Here is a 20,535-nt window from a genome sequence, read left to right as displayed (position 1 = left end):
ACGGTCGTAGAAACACTCCGCTCGGAGGCGCGAATTTCTCCGTTTGCGTTCCGGACACCGCCTCTGCTCATGAGCTCCGTCCGGAAGGAGAACAAGAGCCACTCCCCGTGCGGGTCAGGCGGCGGCGGATCCCGCTGACGTCAAAACGGGTCCGGGCGCGGCTGAGGGGCCGACGGCTGCGCCCGCCGGGAACAGCGGCGGGGCCGCGGTGGGGAGGGTGACGGTCACGGTCAGGCCGGCGGCGGGGGCGGTGGTGAGGTGGACGGTGCCGTGGTGGGCGTGGACGAGGGCCTGGACGATGGACATGCCGAGGCCGGCGCCGCCGGTCTCGCGGGCGCGCTCGGGGTCGGCGCGGAAGAAACGGTCGAAGACGCGGGCGGCGTCCTGTTCGCTCAGGCCGGGGCCCGCGTCGCTGACGCGCAGCCGGAGGTCACCGGTGCCGCAGACCGCGACCTCGACGGTGACCGGGCAGCCGGCGGGGGTGTGGACCCGTACGTTGCCGAGCAGGTTGCCCACCACCTGCCGCAGCCCGGCCTCGTCGCCGAGCGCGTACGGCCCGCCGGTACCGGTCGGCCCCCCGCTGTCCGGGCCGGCACCGTCCGGGCCGGTCTCCCGCGGCAGCAGCAGGGTGACGGGCCGCCCCGGCTGCTGGGCGGCCAGGTCGGCGGCGGCGTCGCGTACCAGCCGGCCCAGGTCCACCGGCGCGAAGGCCAGCGCCGGGCGGTCCTCCAGCCGGGCCAGCGCCAGCAGTTCGTCCACCAGCCGGCTCATCCGCAGCGCCTCCGCGGACACCCGGCCCAGCGCCCGGTCCTTCTCCTCGGCGTCCAGCATGCCCTTCTCGTACAGCTGGAGGTAGCCGCGCACCGACGCCAGGGGGGTGCGCAGCTCGTGCGAGGCGTCGGCCAGGAACTGCCGCAGCTGCGCGGTGGCGCGCCCGCTCTCGGTCAGCGCGCCCTCGATCTGCTGGAGCATCGCGTTAAGCGCCGTGCTGAGCTGCCCGACCTCGCTGGAGCCGTGCCGGGCGGTGGCGATCCGGCGGGACAGGTCGCCCTCGGCGATGGCGGAGGCGGTCTCCACCATGTCCTCCAGCGGGCTGAGCCGGCGCCGGGCGGCGGTCAGCGAGCCGGTGGCGAGCAGCCCCAGCAGGACGGCGCCGATCGCGGCCTCCACGATCAGCAGCTTGCCGATGGCCCGCTTGACCCCGCTCAGCCGCATCCCCTTGACCAGGATCGTGCCGTCGGACAGCCGCAGCGCCACCACCCGGTACTCCATCTCGCCGGACTTCACGGTGGCCGGGTGCCCGCCGCGGGCCAGCCGGGCCGGGTCGGGCAGCGCCGCCGCCAGCCGCAGCTGCTCGTCGCTGACCCCGGTGCCGGTGTTCTGGCACACCGCGGCGGGCGTGCCGTGCCGGTCCAGCACGATGAACAGGTCCTGCTGGAACGCCTTGGCGATCGCCGAGCCGCCCTTGTCGCTCTGCAGCAGGTCGGCCAGCGTGCAGAGTTCGCCGAGCCCGCCCTCGGAGATCGAGGTCTGGGCGAGCGCCGACTGCGAGGACCTGAGCGAGTCGTCCAGCTGCCCGACCAGCACCATGTACGTGGCGGTGATGCTGGCGACGGCGGCGAGCGCCAGACCGACCGCCAGGAACAGCACGTTGGCGATGGTGAACCGGCCGCGCAGGGACTGCGGCCGGGGCCAGAAGCCGCAGGACCGGTTCACCGGTCAGCGGCCGCGGCCAGGCCCGGTCCGACCGCCCGCAGCCCGTACCCGATCCCGCGCCGGGTCTCGATCACTGGCGGCCCCAGCCGGTCCAGCTTCCGGCGCAGATACGAGATGTAGGTCTCCACCACCGTCGAGGACACCGCCGTCTCGTACTGCCACACATGTTGCAGGAGCTGCTCCTTGGTGAGGATGCGGCCGGCGTTGCGCAGCAGGTGCCGCAGCAGGTTGTACTCGGTCGGCGTCAGCTCCACCGGCTGCCCGCCGCGCCGTACGGTGTACGTCGCCTCGTCCATCTCCAGGTCGCCGTGCCGCAGCACCCGGTCGGTGACCCGGCCGCCCCGCCGCCTGGTGCGGCGCAGCACGGCGTGCGCGCGGGCCACCACCTCGTCCACCCCGAACGGCTTGGTGATGTAGTCGTCGCCGCCGAGCGCGAGCCCGGCCACCACGTCGCGGGGCGCGTCCCGGGCGGTGACGAAGATGACACCCAGGTCGTCCTCGCCGTCGGCGCCCGCCTCGGCGGCCCGCTGCCGGCGCAGCACCTGGCAGACGTCCCAGCCGTTGCCGTCCGGCAGCATCACGTCCAGCAGCACCAGGTCCGGCCGGTGCTCCCGGGCGAGCGCCAGGGCCTCGCGCCCGGTGGCGGCGCTGTGTACGGCGAAGCCGTGGTACTTGAGGGTGATCCGCAGCACGTCGGCGATACCCGGTTCGTCCTCGACGATGAGCACGGTGGCGGGGGCGGGCTGGGGCTCGGCGGCGGGTTCGGGGGCGCGGTCCATGCCTTCCAGTATCCGCATCCGCGCCGCGGCCCCGGCCGGGAGCGAACCTTGGAGTTCCTTGAGAGAACGCGGATCGGCTTGGCCGCCGGCGGCATCCCCACGGACGCTGAATGCGAATCATCGGTTTTTCGCATGGACGACAGGAGTGTGGGGCGTGGCCGCTGTGGCGCGATGGTGCTTCCGGCACAAGTGGACGGTGATCCTGGTGTGGCTGGCGGCACTGCTGGTCATCGGCGGGTCCGGACGGGCCCTCGGGGACAGTTACTCCAACGCCTTCTCGCTGAAGGGCACCGAGTCCGCGAAGGTGCTGGACCTGATGGGCCAGGTGCTGCCGGAGCAGTCCGGTGAGGCCGACACGGTGGTGTGGCACGTCGACTCCGGCTCGGTGCGCGACGCCTCCGTTCGGCAGCAGATCGACCCGGTGCTGGCGAAGATCGCCCACCAGCAGGACGTGGGCACGGTCGTCAGCCCGTACGAGCGGGCCGGCGCGGCGCAGATCAGCACGGACGGCCGCACCGCGTACGCGACCGTGACGTACACCAAGCTCGGCAACTCGATGACCGACGACCAGGCGCAGCTGCTGATCGACACCGCGCACAGCGCCAGGGCCGAGGGGCTGGCGGTCGAGGTCGGCGGCAACAAGCCGGCCCAGGCCGAGGCGCCGCTGCCGGGGCTGGCCGAGGGCGTCGGCATCGCCGCCGCGGGCGTGGTGCTGTTCCTGGCGCTGGGCTCGCTGTTCGGCATGCTGCTGCCGCTGGTGACCGCGCTGTTCGGCATCGGCATCTCGTCGTCGGCGATCATCCTGCTCAGCCACGGCATGGACGTGGCCGACTTCTCCCCGCAGCTGGCGACCCTGGTCGGGCTCGGTGTCGGCATCGACTACGCGCTGTTCATCGTCACCCGGCACCGCAAGGGCATCCTGCGCGGCAGGACGCCGGAGGAGGCCGCGGTCACCGCGCTGAACACCTCCGGGCGGGCGGTGCTGTTCGCGGGCGGCACGGTGTGCATCGCGCTGCTGGGCATGTTCACGCTACGGCTGACCTTCCTTGACGGGGTCGCCGTGGCCTCCGCGCTGACCGTGGTGATCACGGTGGCCGCGGCCGTCACCCTGCTGCCCGCGCTGCTGGGCGTGCTCGGCGTGCGGGTGCTCAGCCGCCGGCAGCGGCGCCGACTGGCAGCCTCGGGCCCGCAGGAGAGGACCGCGACGGGCACCGCGGCCCGCTGGTCGTCGTTCCTGCAGCGGCATCCGCGCTGGCTGTCCGTGGTGGCGGTGGCCGTGATGGCGACCCTGGCGATCCCGGCGCTGTCGCTGCGGCTGGGCTCCTCCGACCAGGGCAACAACCCGACCACGACGACCACCCGCAAGGCGTACGACATGCTGGCCGACGGTTTCGGACCCGGCTTCAACGGCCCGCTGACCATCCTGGCCGAGGTGCCGACCCCGGCCGACCGGACCGCCCTGACCGGGCTGGTGACCCGGCTGAAGGCCACCGACGGGATCGCGTACGCCGCCGCCCTGCCGATGAAGCCGGGCGACACGGTGGCGCTGGTCCAGGCGGTGCCGACCACCTCCCCGCAGGACAAGGCGACCTCCGACCTGATCGACCACCTGCGCGACGACGTCGTGCCGGCCGCCGAGCGCGGCAGCACCATGAAGGCGTACGTCGGCGGGCAGACGGCGATCTTCAAGGACTTCTCGACGGTCCTGTTCGGCAAGCTGCCGCTGTTCATCGGGGTGATCATCGCGCTCGGCTTCGTCCTGCTGCTGTTCGCCTTCCGCAGCCTGGTGGTGCCGCTGACCGCGGCCGTGATGAACCTGGTGGCGGCGGCGGCGTCCTTCGGGGTGCTGGTGGCGTGCTTCCAGTGGGGCTGGGGCGGCTCGATCGCCGGGCGGGAGGGGCCGGTCGACGCGTTCCTGCCGGTGATCATGCTGTCGCTGCTCTTCGGGCTGTCGATGGACTACCAGGTCTTCCTGGTCAGCCGGATGCACGAGGAGTGGGTGCACACCCGGGACAACGCCCGCGCGGTACGGGTCGGGCTGGCCGAGACCAGCCGGGTGATCAACTCGGCGGCGGTCATCATGATCTGCGTCTTCGCGGCCTTCGTGCTCAGCGGGCAGCGGGTGCTGGCGATGTTCGGCGTCGGGCTGGCGGGCGCGGTCGCGCTGGACGCGTTCATCCTGCGGACGGTGCTGGTGCCGTCGCTGATGCACATGTCCGGGGCCGCCAACTGGTGGCTGCCGGGCTGGCTGGACCGGCGGCTGCCGCACCTGGCGGTGGAGCCGGCCGAGGAGGACGAGGAGTTGGCCGCCGTACCGGCCCAGGCCGCCCGGCCCGCTCCGGCGACCGTCGACTGACCGCCGCGCCGCGGGCGCCCGCGGCGCGTTCCCGGCGGCAGGGGCCCGGCTCCGTCACCCGACGGGGCCGGGCCCTTCCGCGTGCCCGGGGCGGCTTCCGCAAGCGGCGGCGGGGACCCGGAGACAAAGACTTGAACACGTTCAAAAGCAGGTCTACAGTCAGACCCGTCAGCAAGTTTGAACACGTTCAATCCTTGCTTCGAGGGGTGGATTCCGCGATGAACATGACCGTCCTCGCCTACGTGGTCTATCTGGCGGTGAGCGTCAGCCTGACCTTCTGGGTGGCCAGGACCCTGAGCTCCAACGGCCGGGTCTTCCTGGCGGACGTGCTGAACGGCAACGAGGCCCTGGCCGACGCGGTGAACCGCCTGCTGGTGGTCGGCTTCTACCTCGTCAACCTGGGCCTGGTGGCCCTCTACCTGAAGAGCGCCGACACGATCGAGAACGCGCGGGAGATCTTCGAGGCCCTGTCGGTCAAGCTCGGCGTGGTGCTGCTGGTGCTCGGCGTGATGCACCTGGGCAACGTCTACGTGCTCAACAAGATGCGCCGCAGGGGAATCACCGACCGCGAGCAGTACCCGCCGGTGGCGCCGGACGGACGGACCGACACCGTCGGGTGGCAGCCGCCGCGGAAGCCGACGGGGGTCTGAGATGCCCCCGACGGACACGGACCCGCGGGGCGCGGGGGCGGCCCCGCGCCCGCTGCGGGGATTCACCGTCCTGTACGACCCGGGGTGCCGGGCGTGCGCCTTCGCGGGCGGCTGGCTCGCCCGGCAGCGCCAACTCGTACCGCTCGACCTGGTTCCCGCGGGCTCGCCGGAGGCACTGCGCCGGTTCCCGGCGCTGGACCACCGGGCGACGGGCCGCGAGATCACCGTCGTGGGGGACGGCGGCCAGGTCTACCTCGGCGACAGCGCCTGGATCGTCTGCCTGTGGGCGCTGGCCGAGCACCGCGAGCTCTCGCACACCCTGACCACCCCGGCGGGCCGCCGGCTAGCCCGGGCGGCGGTACTCGGCGCGGCGAAGTACCGGCAGTCGCGGCAGTGGCGGCCGGCCCGCGACGGCGGCGTCCGGCCGTGGGGCGCGCCGCCGGCGCAGAAGGGGACAGCGCCGGTGTGGAAGGCCGCGCCCCCGGTACGGAAGGCCGCGCCGCGACCGGGGCACGTCGCGCTCGGGGCACCGCTGGCGGGCCCCCGGCCCGCGGCGCCGCGGTGGGTCCACCGCGGGGACAGCGGCTGGACCGCGGCCGACCCCGCTGCCCCCGCCGACCCGCCCGGCCACGCGTACGACCACGCGTACGGCCACGGGTACGACCCGGGCGCCGACCCGGCGGCCGATGTGACGCGGGGCGACACCGGGACCGGCCCGGACGCCTGCGCCGACGGTTGCCCGCAGCCCGGCTAGGCTCACCCGGGTGGAGGACAAGCACCGCCGTACCGCCGCCGAACCGCCCCCGGTCGTGGCCGGGGAACTGCCCGGGGGGCGGGCCCGGCCCAAGACCGGGAAGAGCGAGCAGACCCGGGCGGTCATCCTGGAGACCGCGATGCGGCTGTTCCGCGAGCGCGGTTACGACAAGACCACGATGCGGGCGATCGCCCAGGAGGCGGGCGTCTCGGTCGGCAACGCGTATTACTACTTCGCGTCGAAGGACTACCTCATTCAGGGGTTCTACGACCTGATGACGCACGACCACGCCCGCGACGCGACGTCCCGCATGGAGGGGGTGCGGGACTTCGCCGAACGCCTCGACATCGCCCTGGTCTCCTGGCTGGACGTCGCCGCCGACTACCACGGGTTCGCCACCCAGTTCTTCCGTACCGCCGCCGACCCGGACAGCTCGCTCAGCCCCTTCTCCGACGAGTCCCACCCGGCCCGCGCCACCGCCGTCGCCCTCTTCGGCGACGTCGTCGCCGGCTCCGACCTGGCCCCCAGGCTCGACGCCGAACTCGCCGACCTCCTGCCCGACCTGCTCTGGCTGCACCTCATGGTCGTCGTCCTCTACTGGGTCTTCGACCGCACCCCGGACACCGCCCGCACCCGCGAGTTCGTCCGGCGCTCCACTCCCCTTGTGGCCCGCGTGATCGCCCTTTCCCGCTACCGCGTCTTCCGCCCGCTGCTCCGCGACGCCAAGGGGCTGATCCAGGACTTCATCCTGCCGGCCATAGGCCGTGCGCCGCGGCTCGGGCAGGATGCTCCGCCGCGGCCGTGAGGGAGGCGGCGGGCGTCAGGGGGTGCGGCGGGCGCCGGCCGGTTCGGGCGACGGTGCCGACGAGGGCGCCGACGAGGGCGCCGACGCGGCGGCTCCGGCGCGGCGGCTCCCGCGGGGGGCTGGAGGCGCAGGGCGCGCAGGCCGCGCAGGCCCAGGACGCCGATGGCCGTGCCGAGGAGGGTGGATAGGGCTGTACGCCCGACAGTCCAAGGCGCGTGCCGACGGCAGCGAGGCAAGCCCCGAGGTCCAGCTAGTACTCGCGCCGGTGCCCGCCGAGAGCCGCCGCCAGGCCTTCTTCGGCAGGCCGTAGGCGAGTTGGCCGGCCCGGAAGACGCCCGCGCGGGTGGCGATGGGTCGCTTGCGTGAGACGGTCAGGACGGAGCCGATCTGACGCCTCTCCAGCTCGGCGCTCAGGTGCGGAGCGCCGCCGTAGACCTCGTCGCCGGTGACCCACGCCGCGGGGACGCCGGCATCAAGAGCTCGGGCGATCATCTCGGTGGCCAGTGCGGGCTTGGCCGCGGACGTCAGGTCGTCGGGGACGCCTGCCGCGCGGCACCGATCGGGGTCCTGGGTCCAGGAGCGCGGGATGTAGAGGCGGCGGTCGACGGCGGCGTGCCCGGCCACGCTCGCGCAGACGAGGTACGGCGACCTGGGAGTTCTCGATCCGGCCCGCGGTTCCGGTGTACTGGCGCTGGACCCCGACGCCCGCGGTGCCCTTCTTCAGGTCCCCGGTCTCGTCAACAACCAGTACGGCGTCCTCGTCGCCGAGGTGCTCGACGACGAAGTCCCGTATGTCGTCGCGGACTTCGTCGGCATCCCAGCGGGCCCGGCTGAGAAAGTGCTGCATGCCGGCCGGACTGGCGTCACCGGCCTGCTCGGCGATCGTCCAGCAGTTCTTCCTCGGCAGGTTCGCGAGCAGCCCCAGCACGAACGCCTCCGCCCGGCGGCGCGGTTCCACCCGGGCGAACCGGCCCGCCACCCTGCCCGTCAGGCCATCGAATACAGAGTGCCACCGGGCAAGGTTGACGCGGTGGCCCACGGCCACCGGCTGATCTTCGTTTGTCGGCACAACTCACGATGATCAACGGTGGCTGCCCGCAGAGGAGACCGGCCTCACTCAGCACGGTCAAGGCCAGCGTCAGACCGGCTGTCCGCTGTCAGAGGGTGGCAGCACGCAGCACGATCAGGGCGACGGAGGCCATGGTGAGGACCACCGCCGGAGACGCGCCCTTGCGGTCGCCGACGCGCAGGTGGAAGGCGACCGCCCCGGCGAAATAGAGCGTCAGGCCGATCGCGGCGGCGATTCCGATGGGTCCCCACCAGAGTCCGGCGATCGCACCGGCCGCGCCCGCGATCTGAGCGCCGATCAGGAGGGCCATCATGCTCTGCGGCACTCCGAGGGTGGACATCTGCTCGGTGATGTGCCGCGTCCGCAGAGACTTGGCCCCAGCCGATACCAGGAGAAGCGCCGACATGAACACGGTGACGACGGCAAGAGAGACGAACATGGCTGAAACCTCAATCATGCGAGATGCGAGTGAGGGGCGTGCGCACATCGACGACGATAGGCGGCCACCAGGTACCTCCGGGTAACCTTCGGGGCATGAGCCTGCGCCCCGGAATTGCCTTCCTCGCCGACTGTCCCGCTCTCCTGGCCATGGAGATCATCGCCAGCAAGTGGTCCATGGTCACGCTCTTCGCGCTGATCGACGGCCCGTTGCGCCACGGCGAGCTGGTCGAGCTGAGCGGTGGCATTTCGCGCAAGGTACTGACCCAGACGTTGCGCCGGCTTCAAGCCAACGGGCTCGTCGAGCGGCACGCGTACGCCGAGGCGCCGCCGCGCGTGGAGTACGGCCTGACCGATCTCGGGCGGACCCTGGAGGAGCCCATCAGGATGCTCACCGCATGGGCGCGGGAGAACGGCGAGGCGGTCGTCACCTTCCGGGAAGCAGCCGAGGCGGCCAGGACCATCGAGGCGGATCAGGCGACCCCGGTGACAACCCCTTTTGTTGATGAGAACCCGAGCCGTTTCTGATCACCAGAAGAGGCTGAACCTGTAGGACCCTGCCGTCGCCGGCAACTTGGCCATCCTCGTGATCGGGGCCCTCCTGCAAGAGGCCAACAACGGCTGACCGGCGTCGATGAGACCGTGCTGTGGCTGTCCGCGAAGGGCTCACCCACGGAGAGATCTCCGCGCATGTGGCCGGGGTCTACGGCGCCGAGGTCTCCAGGCAGGCCATCTCCACGATCACCGACCGGGTGACGGAGGGCATGGCCGAACGGCAGAACCGGCCACTTGACCGTGTCTATCCCGTTTTGTTCGTCGATGCCGTCAACGTCAAGATCAGGGACGGGAAGGTCGCGAACCGGCCCGTCTCCGTGGTCATGGCCGTCACCGTCGAGGGCGCCCGCGACATCCCCGGCATCTGGGCCGGCGACGGCGGCGAGGGCGCGCAGCACTGGCTGCGGGTCTTCACCGAGCTGTAGAACCGCGGTCTGGACGACGTGCTGATGCCGGTCTGCGACGGGCTCAAGGGCCTGCCCGACGCGGTCGGGACGGTCCGGCCCCGCACCATCGTGCAAAAGTGCATCGTCCACCTCCTGGGCAACACCTGGCGCTACGCGGCCCGCCGGGACCGGGACAAGACCGCCAAAGCACTCAAGCCCGTCCACGCGGCACCGAACGAGAGCGCGGCAGCCGAACGCCTCGGAGAGTCCCAGGCACCTGGGGGAAGAAGTACCCGGCGATCACCCGGCTGGATCCGGACCCGGTGGGTCGGATGAGCGTGCTGGGGCGGTACGTTCGACGGGTGCTTCCGATGACGGCTCCACGCCGTACCGTACTGGCCGTGTCCATGATCGCCGCGCTGCTGGGCGGACCCGCGCTGGCCGGGACGGCCGTCGCGGCGCCGAAGCCGACGCCGAGCGCGACCCCGGCGGCCACGCCCACGCCGACGCCGCCCGCGCGGCTGTCGACGGTCGGCGGAGACCGGCTGGGGGTGCCGGGAACGCAGGTGAACGCCGGGCCCGGGGTGCCGGCGCTGCCGGGGAAGCTGACCGCGCGGTCCTGGATCGTGGCGGACGCCGAGACCGGGGCGGTACTGGCCGAGCACAACGCGCACTGGCGGCTGGCGCCGGCCAGCACGCTGAAGATGCTGTTCGCGGACACCGTGCTGCCGAAGTTCCCCAAGACCGAGGTGCACCGGGTCGCGCCGTCGGACCTCAGCGGCATGGGCGCGGGCAGCAGCCTGGTCGGGATAAAGGAGAACCTCAGCTACTCCGTGCACGACCTGTGGCTGGGGGTCTTCCTGCGCTCGGGCAACGACGCCGTGCACGTACTGGCCGCGATGAACGGCGGCGTGGCCGAGACGGTCACCGAGATGAACGCCGAGGCGCATGAGCTGCAGGCGGCGGACACGCATGTCGTCACGCCCGACGGCTACGACGAGCCGGGCCAGGTCAGCAGTGCCTACGACCTGACGCTGTTCGCCCGGCAGGGTCTGCAGAACGCCGACTTCCGCGAGTACTGCTCGACGGTCACCGCGAAGTTCCCCGGGGATTTCACGGTGGACAAGAAGGGGAAGCCGACCAAGGTCCGCGACACCTTCGCCATCTCCAACACCAACCGGCTGCTCAGCGGTGACTACGACCTCGACCGGTATCCGGGGATCGCCGGGGTGAAGAACGGCAACACCACCAACGCGGGCGCCACTTTCACCGGGGTCGCCCAGCGCGGCGGGCGGACCCTGCTGGTGACCGTGATGAACCCGGCGGGCAAGGAGCACGACGAGGTCTACCGGGAAGGCGCGTCCCTGCTGGACTGGGGGTTCAAGGCGGCCCCGGCCGTGCAGCCGGTAGGGACGCTGGTCCCGCCGCTGAGCAGGCTGCCGCACCCGGCGTCGCCGCAGCCGTCCGCCGCCGGTCCCGGGCAGGGCCGCCAGGTGGCGACGACGGCCAGTACGTCGCCGGCCTCCTCCTCCCGCGGGATGTGGACGGCGGTGGGGCTCTCGGTGGCGACGGCGGTGGTGCTGGCCCTCGTGGTCATCGTCGTGCGGCGGCGCCGCCCGCTTCCGTCGGAGGTCGCCGCGGGGGCCGCGGCTCCTGCTCCCGGGTCGGGGTCTCCGGCCGGGCCTCAGCCCGGGACCGCTGGATCCGACCAGGGTCCGGAGCCCGGGTCACGCCCTGCGTCCGGGTCTGGCCCTGGTTCCGACCCGGCTGCTCCTGCCCCTGCTGCCCCTGCCCCCGACCCCACTCCTCCCGGCTCCGCGACCGGTCCTGACGGCGAGCCCCGTCCTGGCGACGCCCCCCGTGCCGCTCCCGCAGGTCCCGCGGGTCCGGGCGGTGCGCTCCGGAGCCACCGGCCGGCGGTCCGCCGGCCGGGGCGACGGGTCCGATAGCCCGGGTGCTGCCGGAGGCCGCCGGCCCGGCATCCTCCGGCCGGTCCGGCGCCGGCCCGTCCTCACCCGGCGGCGGCGCGTGCACGGGCGTGGCCGTCCAGGCCGCGCAGTACAGCAGCAGCTTGGCCATGAAGTTGAACCACAGCAGCAGTGCGACCGGCGTACCGAAGGCGCCGTAGACGTTCTTGCCGGCCACCCCCTGCAGGTAGCTGCTCAGCAGAATCTTCAGCAGTTCGAAGCCGACCGCCCCGATCAGCGCGGCCAGGACCACCGAGCGGCGCGGCGGCTCCACGCCGGGCAGCAGCGTCAGCAGGTAGATCAGGATCAGGAGGTCGGCGACGACGGCCAGGACGAAGCCGACCAGGGTGAGCAGCACCGGGGCCGGTCCGGTGTGGGCGACGCCCAGTTTGTCGGCGGTCCAGTTGACGGCGGCGGTGGCGAAGCCGGAGGCGCCGAGCGAGACGAGTACGGCGACGCCGAGGCCGAGCAGGGTGCCGGCGTCCCAGAGCTTGCCCACCAGCGGGTTGCGCTGCTCGTCGTCCTTGCGCCACACCGCGCGCAGGCAGTCGCGCAGCGAGCCGACCCAGTTGACGCCGGTGAACAGCAGTGCGGCGCCGGCGATGATCCCGATGGTGCCGGCGTTCTGCACCAGGCTGTTGATGTCCAGCTGGCCGGCGATGCCGGGGATCTGGGCGGTGATCTTGTGCTCCAGCGTGTTCAGCTGGCTCTGGGACAGCAGCGCGGCGCCGACGGCGGCGACCACGGCGAGCAGCGGGAAGAGCGCGAGGAAGCCGGTGAAGGTCATCGCCGCGGCCAGCCGGGTCCAGTGCACGGCCTGCAGGTGGTCGAAGGCCCGGTAGGCATGGGTGCGCATCAGCCGCGCGATGCGCGGCCCGATCCAGGGCAACCGGGTCAGCCAGTCCATGTCGGTCGGTTACCCTCGTCCGACCGCGGCATTCTCGCTGTCCCTCGAACAGGTGACCCCATGTCGCCCGAGCGCCCGCCCCGCTCCCCCGCCGCGCGGGCGTGCCGCTCCCCCGGGGGCCGGAACACCAGCGTGCGCGTCCCCCAGAACCGCAGCGCGGTGGCCAGCGCCATGCCGACGCCCAGCCCGGAGGCCAGGTCGTCGCGGGGCGCGGTGAGGCCGAGCGCGTAGTGCGAGCAGGCCAGGCACAGCAACTGTACGAGGGCGCCCGCGACGTTCACCGCGAAGAAGGCGCCGTAGCGGCGGGCGCGGTCGGCGGCGGGGGCGCGGCCCCGGTAGGTGCCGAGCGCGTTGCCGGCGTAGGCGACCGCGCAGCCGGCCAGGAAGGACAGCGCCTTCGCGGTGAGCGGGCCGAGTCCGCCGGGGCCGCGCAGCCAGACGAACAGGCCGAGGTCGGCGGCGTAGGCGGCGCCGCCGGCCAGGGCGAAGCCCAGCACCTCCGGCCACTGCGGCCGCGCGCCGCGGGCGGACCACAGCAGCCGCGCGCCGCGGGCGGACCTCACCGGTTGACCACGGCCAGGACGTACAGCACGCCCCACGCCAGCGCGATGACGACCAGTGCCCGGTCCCGCAGCACGACGTCCTCGGGAGCGCCGGCGGACCCGGCGTCGGCGAAGACCGCGTACCGCAGCACCGACAGGGTGAAGGGGATCATCGACAGCTGGCGCCAGGGCAGCCAGCCGTGCGGTCGGCCGCCGGTCTCCATCGCCCACAGGCAGTAGGCCAGTACCGCCACGCCTGCCGCGAGCTGCCACACGAACCGCAGGTAGCCGTGGGTGTAGGAGCCGAGGAGCGCGCGGGAGGCGCCCACGTCGTCCGTTGCGGACATCAGGACCAGCTCGGAGTAGCGCTTGGCGGCGACCGTGAACAGCGCGCCGAAGCCGGAGGTGATCAGGAACCAGCGGGACAGGTCGATGCCGAGGGCGACCCCGCCGGCCATGGCCCGCATGAGGAAGCCGGCGGTGACGATCACCAGGTCCACCACCAGGATGTGCTTGAGCCGCAGGCAGTAGGCGAGCTGTATGACCACATAGGCCACGAGCAGCGCGGCGGTGTCCGGGGTGCAGACGACCGCGGCGGTCACCGGGGCGGCGACGGCGAGCACGGCGCCCGCGGTGTAGGCGGCGCCGACCCGTACCTGGCCGCTTGCCACCGGGCGCCGGCACTTGACCGGGTGGGCCCGGTCGGCCTCGGCGTCGCGGGCGTCGTTGATCAGATAGACGGCGGCGGAGCAGGCGGTGAACAGCGCCAGCACCACCGCGAGCCGTACCGTCTGGGCGGCGGTGAGCAGCCGGGCGGCGGCGAAGGGCGCCGCGAGCACCAGGCCGTTCTTCATCCACTGCCGGGGCCGGGCGGTCCGCAGCAGTCCGGCGGCGAGACTGGGCGCCGAGCGGGCGGCGGGCCGTGCCAGGGTGCCGCTGACGCCGGGGGCGGCTTCGTCGACGAGCGCGGCGGAGGGTTCAGTCATCGCGTACCCCCGCCAGTGCCCAGTCGCGGCCGAGCCGGGCCACCGCCCCGCCGAGCAGCGCGCCGCAGGCGACGTCGGTGGGATAGTGGACGCCGGCCACCAGCCGGGACACGCACACCGCGGCGGCCAGCGGCGGGAAGGGGGCGCGGGGCAGCAGCGCCCCGAAGGCGACGGCCGCCGCGGCGGCGGAGGCGGCGTGCGAGCTGGGGAAGCCGTGCCGTCCGGCGGTCCGCACCAGGGGGACGAGCGGCGGACGGGGGCGGCGGACCACGCGTTTGACGGCCATGCTCGTCAGGTGCGAGGCGGCGACCAAAGCGGTGGCCCGCAGCCAGGCGCCGCGCCGGGTCCGGTCGGCGCCCGCGCCGGCCAGCCCGGCGGCCAGCCACAGCGCGCCGTGCTCGCCGGCCCAGGACAGTCCGCGGGCGATGTCGGCGACATGGGGATCGGCGCCGCAGCGGCGCAGCACGGTGAGCAGGTGGTGTTCCGCGCGCCGGGCGGCGGCGGGGTCGGGGTAGCGCACCGGTGGTCCTCCCAGCGTGCAGAAGATAGTCATACAAAATGATTTAGACGATCGATCCTTACCGTGCGGGGCTCCGGCTCACGCACAACCGTTCGCCCTTTCCGGTGAATAGCTGTGCATAAGCCGTATTCGACACTTTCCCCCCGATACGGTCACTCCCATGCCCGTACCCTCCGCCCCGTCCGCCGACCCGACCACCGGCCACGACACCGCCTCCGTGACCGGCTGGGGCCGCACCGCCCCCACCACCGCCCGGCTGCTGCGCCCGCGGTCGTACGAGGAGGCCGTCGCGGCGGTCCGCGGCTGCGACGCCCGCGGCGTCATCGCCCGGGGCCTGGGCCGCGCGTACGGCGACGCGGCGCAGAACGCGGGCGGCGCGGTGCTGGACATGACGGGCCTGGACCGCATCCACGAGATCGACGCGGTCAACGGGCTGGTGGTGTGCGACGCGGGGGTGTCGCTGCACCGGCTGATGGAGGTGCTGCTGCCACTCGGCTGGTTCGTGCCGGTCACCCCCGGCACCCGCTACGTGACGGTCGGCGGGGCCCTCGGCGCGGACATCCACGGCAAGAACCACCACGTCTCGGGGTCCTTCTCCCGGCACGTGCGGGCGATCGAACTCCTCACCGGCGACGGCGAGACCCAGGTGGTCACCCCGGAGGGCGAGCCGGAGCTGTTCTGGGCCACGGCCGGCGGGATGGGGCTGACCGGGGTGATCCTGGCCGCCACCGTCCAGCTGCTGCCGGTGGAGACCTCGCTGATGCGCGTCGACACCGAACGCGCCGCCGATCTGGACGACCTGCTGGACCGGCTCAGCGCGACCGACCACCGCTACCGCTACTCGGTGGCCTGGATCGACCTGCTGGCCCGCGGCGCCGCCACCGGCCGGGCGGTACTGAGCCGCGGCGACCACGCCCCGCTGGACGCGCTGCCCGCCCGGTTCCGCCGCGCCCCGCTGGCCTTCCGCCCCGGCCGGCTGCCGGCCGCGCCCCGCTTCGTGCCGGACGGGCTGCTCGGGCGCACCACGGTCGGCCTGTTCAACGAGCTGTGGTACCGCAGGGCCCCCCGGGAGCGGCACGGGCGGCTGCAGAGGCTCGCCGCCTTCTTCCACCCGCTGGACGGCCTCCCGGAGTGGAACCGGATCTACGGGCGCAGCGGCTTCGTCCAGTACCAGTTCGTGGTCGGCTACGGCCAGGAGGACGCGCTGCGCCGGGTGGTGCGCAAGCTGAGCACCCGGGGATGCCCGTCGTTCCTGGCGGTGCTCAAGCGGTTCGGGGCCGGCGACCCGGGGTGGCTGTCCTTCCCGATGCCCGGGTGGACGCTGGCGCTGGACATCCCCGCGTCGCTGTCCGGGCTCGGCACGCTGCTGGACGAGCTGGACGACGAGGTGGCCGGCGCGGGCGGCCGGGTCTACCTCGCCAAGGACTCCCGGCTGCGGCCGGAGCTGCTGGCCCTGATGTACCCGCGGCTCGACGACTTCCGCGAGCTGCGGGCCCGCCACGACCCGCGGGGCGCGATCACCTCGGACCTGGCCCGCCGGCTGGGGCTGTGACGGCCCGCCCCGACGCCCCGCGACCGGGCCCGCCCGAGGCCGCTGAGGCCCCCCGGGCCCGCCCGGGGCCACCGACCGCCACCACCGAGGGAGTACGCACATGAAGGACGCATTCGGGGCACCGCAGTCGCTGCTGGTCCTGGGCGGCACCTCCGAGATCGGGCTGGCCACGGCCCGGCGGCTGGTCGGCCGCCGGACCCGTACGGTGTGGCTGGCCGGGCGGCCCTCGGCCGGGCTGGAGGCGGCGGCGGCCGAGCTGCGCGCGCTCGGCGCCGAGACGCATGTGGTGCCCTTCGACGCGCTCGACCCCGGCTCCCACGAGGACGTGCTCGGCAAGGTGTTCGCCGAGGGCGACGTGGACGCGGTGCTGCTGGCCTTCGGCGTGCTCGGCGACCAGGCGCGCGACGAGCAAGAGCCGGTGGCGGCGGTGCGGGTCGCCCAGACGAACTACGCGGGGGCGGTCTCCGCCGCGCTGGTGTGCGGGGCGGCCCTCCAGCGGCAGGGGCACGGGTCCCTGGTCGTGCTGTCCTCGGTGGCCGGTGAGCGCGCCCGCCGGTCCAACTTCATCTACGGCAGCAGCAAGGCGGGGCTCGACGCGTTCGCCCAGGGGCTCGGCGACGCGCTGCGCGGCGCGGGGGTCCAGGTGCTGGTGGTCCGGCCCGGCTTCGTCCGCACCAGAATGACCGCCGGGCTGCCGGAGGTACCGCTGGCCACCACCCCGGAGGCGGTCGCCTCGGCCATCGAGTCGGGGCTGCGCCGGCGCGCGGAGGTGCTGTGGGTCCCGGGCACACTGCGGCCGGTGATGGCGGTGCTGCGGCACCTGCCCCGGGCGGTCTTCCGCCGGCTGCCGCTGTAGGTCCCGAGGGCCGGGCGGAAGCCGGGCCCGCCCCGCCGGGAGCCGGGCCGCCCCGCCGGGAGCCGACCCGCCGGGAGCCGGGCCGGTCACGGGCCGGCGGTGGACCCGTCGGGGCCAGCCGCGGACCCGCCGTGGACCCGCCGCCGGCCCGAGCCCGCGGGTCAGATCCGCGTCGGGGTGCGGCTGCCCTGTTGGTGCGGCACCACGGGGGGCGACGCGGCGAAGGGGAAGTCCTGCGACTTGTGCCAGACGCCGTCATCCGCCTGGACGTACAGGGCGAAGCCGCCCGCGGTCCAGGCGGCGGCGAAAGCGGCGAGTTCGGCCTGGGCGCGGTCCAGCGCGGCCTCGGGGACGCCGTGGGCCACCGTGACATGGGGGTGGTAGGGGAACTGGAGCTCCCGGGACAGCGGCCCGGACCGCACCCGCTCCTGCAGTTCCGCGCAGGCCGCGCCGCCCTCGGCGACCCGGACGTAGACCACCGGCGAGACCGGCCGGAAGGTGTCCGTGCCGTCCAGCCGGATCGGGAAGGGGCGGCCCTCGGCGGCCACCCTGAGGAGATGCCGGCGGAAGCCGGCCAGGTCAGCGGGGCCGATCTCGGTCGGCGGCAGCAGGGTGACATGGGTGGGGATCGCGCACGCCGCCGGATCGCCGAAGGACGCCCGCCGGTCCTGGAGCAACCGGCCGTACGGCTCCGGGACCGCGATGGACACGCCCACCGTGGTGGTACCCACTGCGCTTCCCATGGCGTTTCACCCCTTTCCCCACGTCGGTCACATACTCGGGCAACCCAGATCCCAGTGTCGCGCGTGCAGCGGCGCACCGGGCCGCGACGTAGCTCACAGGCCCCGCACCCGATCCTTTCCAGGATCCGCGGGGCCTACGACACCGCCCGCCGCCCCAGCCCGGCACGCCGCTCTCCTCCACAGCCGTCGTCAGTGCTTCGCCGGCAGGAACCCGATCCGGTCGTACGCCGCCGCCAGCGTCTCCGCGGCGACCGCCCGCGCCTTCTCGGCCCCCTTGGCCAGCACCGCGTCCAGGGTTTCCGGGTCTCCCAGATACTCCTGCGTACGCTCCCGGAACGGTGTGACCCACGCCACGAAGATCTCCGCGACGTCCGTCTTCAGCGCACCGTAACCCTTGCCGGCGTAGCGCTCCTCCAGTTCGGGGATTCCGGTACCGGTGAGTGCCGAGTGAACGGTGAGCAGGTTGCTGACGCCCGGTTTGTCCTTCTCGTCGAACCGGACGACGGTGTCGGTGTCGGTCACCGCGCTGCGGAACTTCTTCGCCGACACGCCCGGCTCGTCCAGCAGGTTGACCAGGCCCTTGGGCGAGGCCGCCGACTTGCTCATCTTGGCGGTCGGGTCCTGGAGGTCGTGGATCTTCGCCACCTCCCGCACGATGTGCGCCGCCGGCAGGGTGAAGGTCGGGCCGAAACGGGTGTTGAACCGCTCCGCGAGGTCCCGGGTCAGCTCGATGTGCTGCCGCTGGTCCTCACCGACCGGCACCGCGTCCGCCTGGTAGAGCAGGATGTCCGCGACCTGGAGGATCGGGTAGGTGAACAGGCCGACGGTGGCCCGGTCCGCGCCCTGCTTGGCGGACTTGTCCTTGAACTGGGTCATCCGGGACGCCTCACCGAAGCCCGTGATGCAGTTCATCACCCAGCCGAGCTGCGCGTGCTCGGGCACATGGCTCTGGACGAACAGCGTGCACCGCTCCGGGTCGAGTCCGGCCGCCAGCAGCTGGGCGGCGGCCAGCCGGGTGTTGGCCCGCAGCTCCGCCGGGTCCTGCGGCACGGTGATCGCGTGCAGGTCCACCACCATGTAGAACGCGTCGTGGGTCTCCTGCAGCGCCACGTACTGGCGGACCGCGCCCAGGTAGTTGCCCAGGTGGAAGGAGCCGGCGGTGGGCTGGATGCCGGAGAGGGCGCGCGGACGCCCGGGGATGCGTTCAGAGGCCATGGGCCCATTGTCTCAGGTCGGCCCGGCCCCGCCCCACCCCTGGTGACCCCGCTTCCCGGCCCCGCCCGGCGCCGCCGGATCCGCGACGCGCGGGCCGGATCACCGCGGGGTTTCACTTGGCCGCGGGTGAGCGACGATAGAAGGAGGCGCCACCCCTGCCCCGGCTCCAGGGCCGCCTCCTCTCCCGACGCACGACGAACGGAGTACGCACGTGACCCCTCTCACCAGCCCCGCCGGCCCCTCCGGCGTGTCCGCCGTCTCCGCCGTCTCCGGCGCGGACGCCACCGCGACCGACCGGCAGATCGCGACCGCCGAGGCGCACAGCGCGCCCAACTACCACCCGCTGCCCGTCGTCGTCGCCTCCGGCGAGGGCGCGTGGGTGACGGATGTCGAGGGGCGCCGCTATCTCGACATGCTGGCCGGGTACTCGGCGCTGAACTTCGGCCACGGCAACCCGCGGCTGATCGCCGCCGCCAAGGCCCAGCTGGACCGGGTCACCCTCACCTCGCGCGCCTTCCACCACGACCGGTTCGCCGCGTTCTGCGCGGAGCTGGCGGAGCTGTGCGGCATGGAGATGGTGCTGCCGATGAACACCGGGGCCGAGGCGGTCGAGACCGCGGTCAAGACGGCCCGCAAATGGGGCTACAAGGTCAAGGGCGTGCCCGACGGCAAGGCCCGCATCGTCGTCGCCGCGGACAACTTCCACGGTCGCACCACGACCATCGTCGGCTTCTCCACCGACCCCGACGCCCGCGCCGACTTCGGGCCGTTCACCCCCGGGTTCACCGTGGTCCCCTACGGCGACCTCGCCGCCATGGAGGCGGCCGTGGACCGGGACACGGTGGCGGTGCTGCTGGAGCCGATCCAGGGCGAGGCGGGCGTCCTGGTGCCGCCGCCGGGCTACCTCGCGGGTGTACGGCGGCTCACCGCCGAGCGCGGGGTGCTGTTCATCGCCGACGAGATCCAGTCCGGACTCGGGCGCACCGGCCGGACGTTCGCGTGCGAGCACGAGGGGGTCGTGCCCGACGTGTACGTCCTCGGCAAGGCGCTGGGCGGCGGGGTCGTCCCGGTCTCGGCGGTGGTGTCCTCCCGCGAGGTGCTCGGCGTCTTCCGGCCCGGCGAGCACGGGTCCACCTTCGGCGGCAACCCGCTGGCCTGCGCGGTGGGCCTGGAGGTGCTCGCGATGCTGCGGACGGGCGAGTACCAGGCGCGGGCCGCCTCCCTGGGGGAGCACCTGCACGGGCGGCTGCGCTCGCTGATCCCCACCGGCTCGGTCACCGCGGTACGCGGCCGCGGGCTGTGGGCGGGCGTCGACGTCTCCCCCGCCCTCGGCACCGGGCGGGCGATCTCCGAACGCCTCCTCGCCGGCGGCCTGCTGGTCAAGGACACCCACGGCTCCACCATCCGGCTGGCCCCGCCGCTGGTCATCACGGAGGAGGACCTCGACTGGGCCCTCACCCGGCTGCGCGAGACGCTGACCGCCTGAGCGGTACGCGCCCGTGGGGGTGGGCGACTGCGCCGCGGCGGGCGTCCGGCCCGACCGGTGCGACGGGTGCGACGGGTGCGACCGGCCGTCGCGGTGGCGCACCGGGACCGCCGGCCCGGCCCGGCCACGGTCGTCTCCGGACCACCGGCCGCGGTGGGCCCGTCGCGCGGTTCTCCGCGGGCGGACGAGCGCGGCCCGCTGCCTGCGGCCGCACAGCGGAGGAGAAAGGCGCGTGGTGTGCCGCCGGCCGACG

At 73.6% G+C, this 20,535-nt stretch carries 17 protein-coding genes and 3 pseudogenes; 10 read left to right on the top strand and 10 right to left on the bottom strand.

The features are described 5' to 3' along the window. Window positions 1–114: 114 nt before the first annotated feature. Together RLT57_RS18935 and RLT57_RS18930 are read right to left on the bottom strand one after the other, a co-directional pair. Window positions 115–1,716 (bottom strand): sensor histidine kinase, encoded by a 1,602-nt coding sequence (locus RLT57_RS18935; RefSeq protein WP_311298573.1) that lies wholly within the window; start codon window positions 1,714–1,716, stop codon window positions 115–117. Further along, window positions 1,713–2,495, bottom strand: a complete 783-nt coding sequence (locus RLT57_RS18930) for a response regulator transcription factor (protein ID WP_311298572.1) — start codon at window positions 2,493–2,495, stop codon at window positions 1,713–1,715. The genes RLT57_RS18935 and RLT57_RS18930 overlap by 4 nt, the downstream gene beginning before the upstream one ends. Before the next feature lie 163 nt (window positions 2,496–2,658). On the opposite strand from RLT57_RS18930, the gene RLT57_RS18925 reads away from it, so the two are divergent. The 4 genes from RLT57_RS18925 to RLT57_RS18910 all read left to right on the top strand — a co-directional run bounded on the left by RLT57_RS18925 (window position 2,659) and on the right by RLT57_RS18910 (window position 7,060). Continuing rightward, the gene (locus tag RLT57_RS18925; RefSeq protein WP_311300770.1) at window positions 2,659–4,851 is read left to right on the top strand and encodes an MMPL family transporter; all 2,193 of its coding nucleotides are present in this window, start codon (window positions 2,659–2,661) and stop codon (window positions 4,849–4,851) included. 218 nt (window positions 4,852–5,069) lie between these two features. Continuing rightward, entirely contained in the window at window positions 5,070–5,501 is a 432-nt protein-coding gene (locus RLT57_RS18920; protein ID WP_311298571.1) for a hypothetical protein, read from the top strand. A 1-nt stretch (window position 5,502) separates the two neighbouring features. After that, window positions 5,503–6,255 carry a hypothetical protein gene (locus tag RLT57_RS33410; protein ID WP_399128970.1) on the top strand — a complete coding sequence of 251 codons (753 nt, stop codon included), beginning with the start codon at window positions 5,503–5,505 and terminating at the stop codon, window positions 6,253–6,255. 10 nt (window positions 6,256–6,265) lie between these two features. Next, on the top strand, window positions 6,266–7,060 hold the full coding sequence (locus RLT57_RS18910) for a TetR/AcrR family transcriptional regulator (protein ID WP_311298570.1): 795 nt from the start codon (window positions 6,266–6,268) through the stop codon (window positions 7,058–7,060). A 258-nt stretch (window positions 7,061–7,318) separates the two neighbouring features. On the opposite strand, the pseudogene RLT57_RS18905 reads toward RLT57_RS18910, so the two are convergent. Further along, window positions 7,319–8,105, bottom strand: a pseudogene (locus RLT57_RS18905) (IS701 family transposase); the annotation flags it as partial. Window positions 8,106–8,217: 112 nt separating this feature from the next. Further along, the gene (locus RLT57_RS18900; protein ID WP_311298569.1) at window positions 8,218–8,568 is read right to left on the bottom strand and encodes a DoxX family protein; all 351 of its coding nucleotides are present in this window, start codon (window positions 8,566–8,568) and stop codon (window positions 8,218–8,220) included. A gap of 95 nt (window positions 8,569–8,663) precedes the next feature. Here RLT57_RS18900 and RLT57_RS18895 point away from each other — a divergent pair, with 95 nt between their 5' ends. The 3 genes and pseudogenes from RLT57_RS18895 to RLT57_RS18885 all read left to right on the top strand — a co-directional run bounded on the left by RLT57_RS18895 (window position 8,664) and on the right by RLT57_RS18885 (window position 11,457). Further along, the gene (locus RLT57_RS18895) at window positions 8,664–9,095 is read left to right on the top strand and encodes a winged helix-turn-helix transcriptional regulator (RefSeq protein ID WP_311298568.1); all 432 of its coding nucleotides are present in this window, start codon (window positions 8,664–8,666) and stop codon (window positions 9,093–9,095) included. A gap of 21 nt (window positions 9,096–9,116) precedes the next feature. Continuing rightward, window positions 9,117–9,819, top strand: a pseudogene (locus RLT57_RS18890) (IS256 family transposase); the annotation flags it as partial. A 60-nt stretch (window positions 9,820–9,879) separates the two neighbouring features. Continuing rightward, a complete protein-coding gene (locus RLT57_RS18885; RefSeq protein WP_399129882.1) occupies window positions 9,880–11,457 on the top strand; it encodes a D-alanyl-D-alanine carboxypeptidase family protein in 1,578 nt (525 codons plus the stop codon). A 148-nt stretch (window positions 11,458–11,605) separates the two neighbouring features. Here RLT57_RS18885 and RLT57_RS18880 read toward each other — a convergent pair. From RLT57_RS18880 to RLT57_RS18865, 4 genes and pseudogenes are all read right to left on the bottom strand, one after another. Further along, window positions 11,606–12,262 (bottom strand): annotated as a pseudogene (locus RLT57_RS18880) (YihY/virulence factor BrkB family protein); the annotation flags it as partial. Window positions 12,263–12,369: 107 nt separating this feature from the next. Next, entirely contained in the window at window positions 12,370–12,921 is a 552-nt protein-coding gene (locus tag RLT57_RS18875) for a GtrA family protein (protein ID WP_399129880.1), read from the bottom strand. Between the two features lie 20 nt (window positions 12,922–12,941). Then, window positions 12,942–13,910, bottom strand: a complete 969-nt coding sequence (locus RLT57_RS18870; RefSeq protein ID WP_311298567.1) for a decaprenyl-phosphate phosphoribosyltransferase — start codon at window positions 13,908–13,910, stop codon at window positions 12,942–12,944. Further along, a complete protein-coding gene (locus RLT57_RS18865; RefSeq protein WP_311298566.1) occupies window positions 13,903–14,463 on the bottom strand; it encodes a phosphatase PAP2 family protein in 561 nt (186 codons plus the stop codon). Before RLT57_RS18865 ends, RLT57_RS18870 begins: the two co-directional genes overlap by 8 nt. Window positions 14,464–14,590: 127 nt before the next feature. On the opposite strand from RLT57_RS18865, the gene RLT57_RS18860 reads away from it, so the two are divergent. Both RLT57_RS18860 and RLT57_RS18855 read left to right on the top strand, forming a co-directional pair. Further along, a complete protein-coding gene (locus RLT57_RS18860) occupies window positions 14,591–15,982 on the top strand; it encodes an FAD-binding oxidoreductase (protein ID WP_311298565.1) in 1,392 nt (463 codons plus the stop codon). Between the two features lie 100 nt (window positions 15,983–16,082). Next, entirely contained in the window at window positions 16,083–16,838 is a 756-nt protein-coding gene (locus tag RLT57_RS18855) for a decaprenylphospho-beta-D-erythro-pentofuranosid-2-ulose 2-reductase (RefSeq protein WP_311298564.1), read from the top strand. 161 nt (window positions 16,839–16,999) lie between these two features. Here the strand turns inward: RLT57_RS18855 and RLT57_RS18850 are convergent, their stop codons facing one another. Together RLT57_RS18850 and trpS are read right to left on the bottom strand one after the other, a co-directional pair. Further along, the gene (locus RLT57_RS18850) at window positions 17,000–17,569 is read right to left on the bottom strand and encodes a 2'-5' RNA ligase family protein (RefSeq protein WP_311300768.1); all 570 of its coding nucleotides are present in this window, start codon (window positions 17,567–17,569) and stop codon (window positions 17,000–17,002) included. Window positions 17,570–17,770: 201 nt separating this feature from the next. Next, window positions 17,771–18,796: a tryptophan--tRNA ligase gene (trpS, locus tag RLT57_RS18845; protein WP_311298563.1), complete on the bottom strand. Its 1,026-nt coding sequence runs from the start codon at window positions 18,794–18,796 to the stop codon at window positions 17,771–17,773. Window positions 18,797–19,097: 301 nt separating this feature from the next. On the opposite strand from trpS, the gene rocD reads away from it, so the two are divergent. Continuing rightward, a complete protein-coding gene (rocD, locus tag RLT57_RS18840) occupies window positions 19,098–20,282 on the top strand; it encodes an ornithine--oxo-acid transaminase (RefSeq protein ID WP_311300767.1) in 1,185 nt (394 codons plus the stop codon). Window positions 20,283–20,535 lie beyond the last annotated feature (253 nt).

Source organism: Streptomyces sp. ITFR-21, assembly GCF_031844685.1.
GTDB lineage: Bacteria > Actinomycetota > Actinomycetes > Streptomycetales > Streptomycetaceae > Actinacidiphila.
This window is presented reverse-complemented; position numbering and strand designations above follow the sequence as displayed.

Bases quoted from the DNA above. Each gene is read 5' to 3' on its own strand.
- RLT57_RS18895 (WP_311298568.1), top strand. From the start codon at position 8,664: ATGAGCCTGCGCCCCGGAATTGCCTTCCTCGCCGACTGTCCCGCTCTC.
- RLT57_RS18860 (WP_311298565.1), top strand. From the start codon at position 14,591: ATGCCCGTACCCTCCGCCCCGTCCGCCGACCCGACCACCGGCCACGAC.
- trpS (WP_311298563.1), bottom strand. From the start codon at position 18,796: ATGGCCTCTGAACGCATCCCCGGGCGTCCGCGCGCCCTCTCCGGCATC.
- RLT57_RS18920 (WP_311298571.1), top strand. From the start codon at position 5,070: ATGAACATGACCGTCCTCGCCTACGTGGTCTATCTGGCGGTGAGCGTC.
- RLT57_RS33410 (WP_399128970.1), top strand. From the start codon at position 5,503: ATGCCCCCGACGGACACGGACCCGCGGGGCGCGGGGGCGGCCCCGCGC.
- RLT57_RS18930 (WP_311298572.1), bottom strand. From the start codon at position 2,495: ATGGACCGCGCCCCCGAACCCGCCGCCGAGCCCCAGCCCGCCCCCGCC.
- RLT57_RS18865 (WP_311298566.1), bottom strand. From the start codon at position 14,463: ATGACTATCTTCTGCACGCTGGGAGGACCACCGGTGCGCTACCCCGAC.
- RLT57_RS18885 (WP_399129882.1), top strand. From the start codon at position 9,880: ATGACGGCTCCACGCCGTACCGTACTGGCCGTGTCCATGATCGCCGCG.
- RLT57_RS18855 (WP_311298564.1), top strand. From the start codon at position 16,083: ATGAAGGACGCATTCGGGGCACCGCAGTCGCTGCTGGTCCTGGGCGGC.
- RLT57_RS18900 (WP_311298569.1), bottom strand. From the start codon at position 8,568: ATGTTCGTCTCTCTTGCCGTCGTCACCGTGTTCATGTCGGCGCTTCTC.
- RLT57_RS18870 (WP_311298567.1), bottom strand. From the start codon at position 13,910: ATGACTGAACCCTCCGCCGCGCTCGTCGACGAAGCCGCCCCCGGCGTC.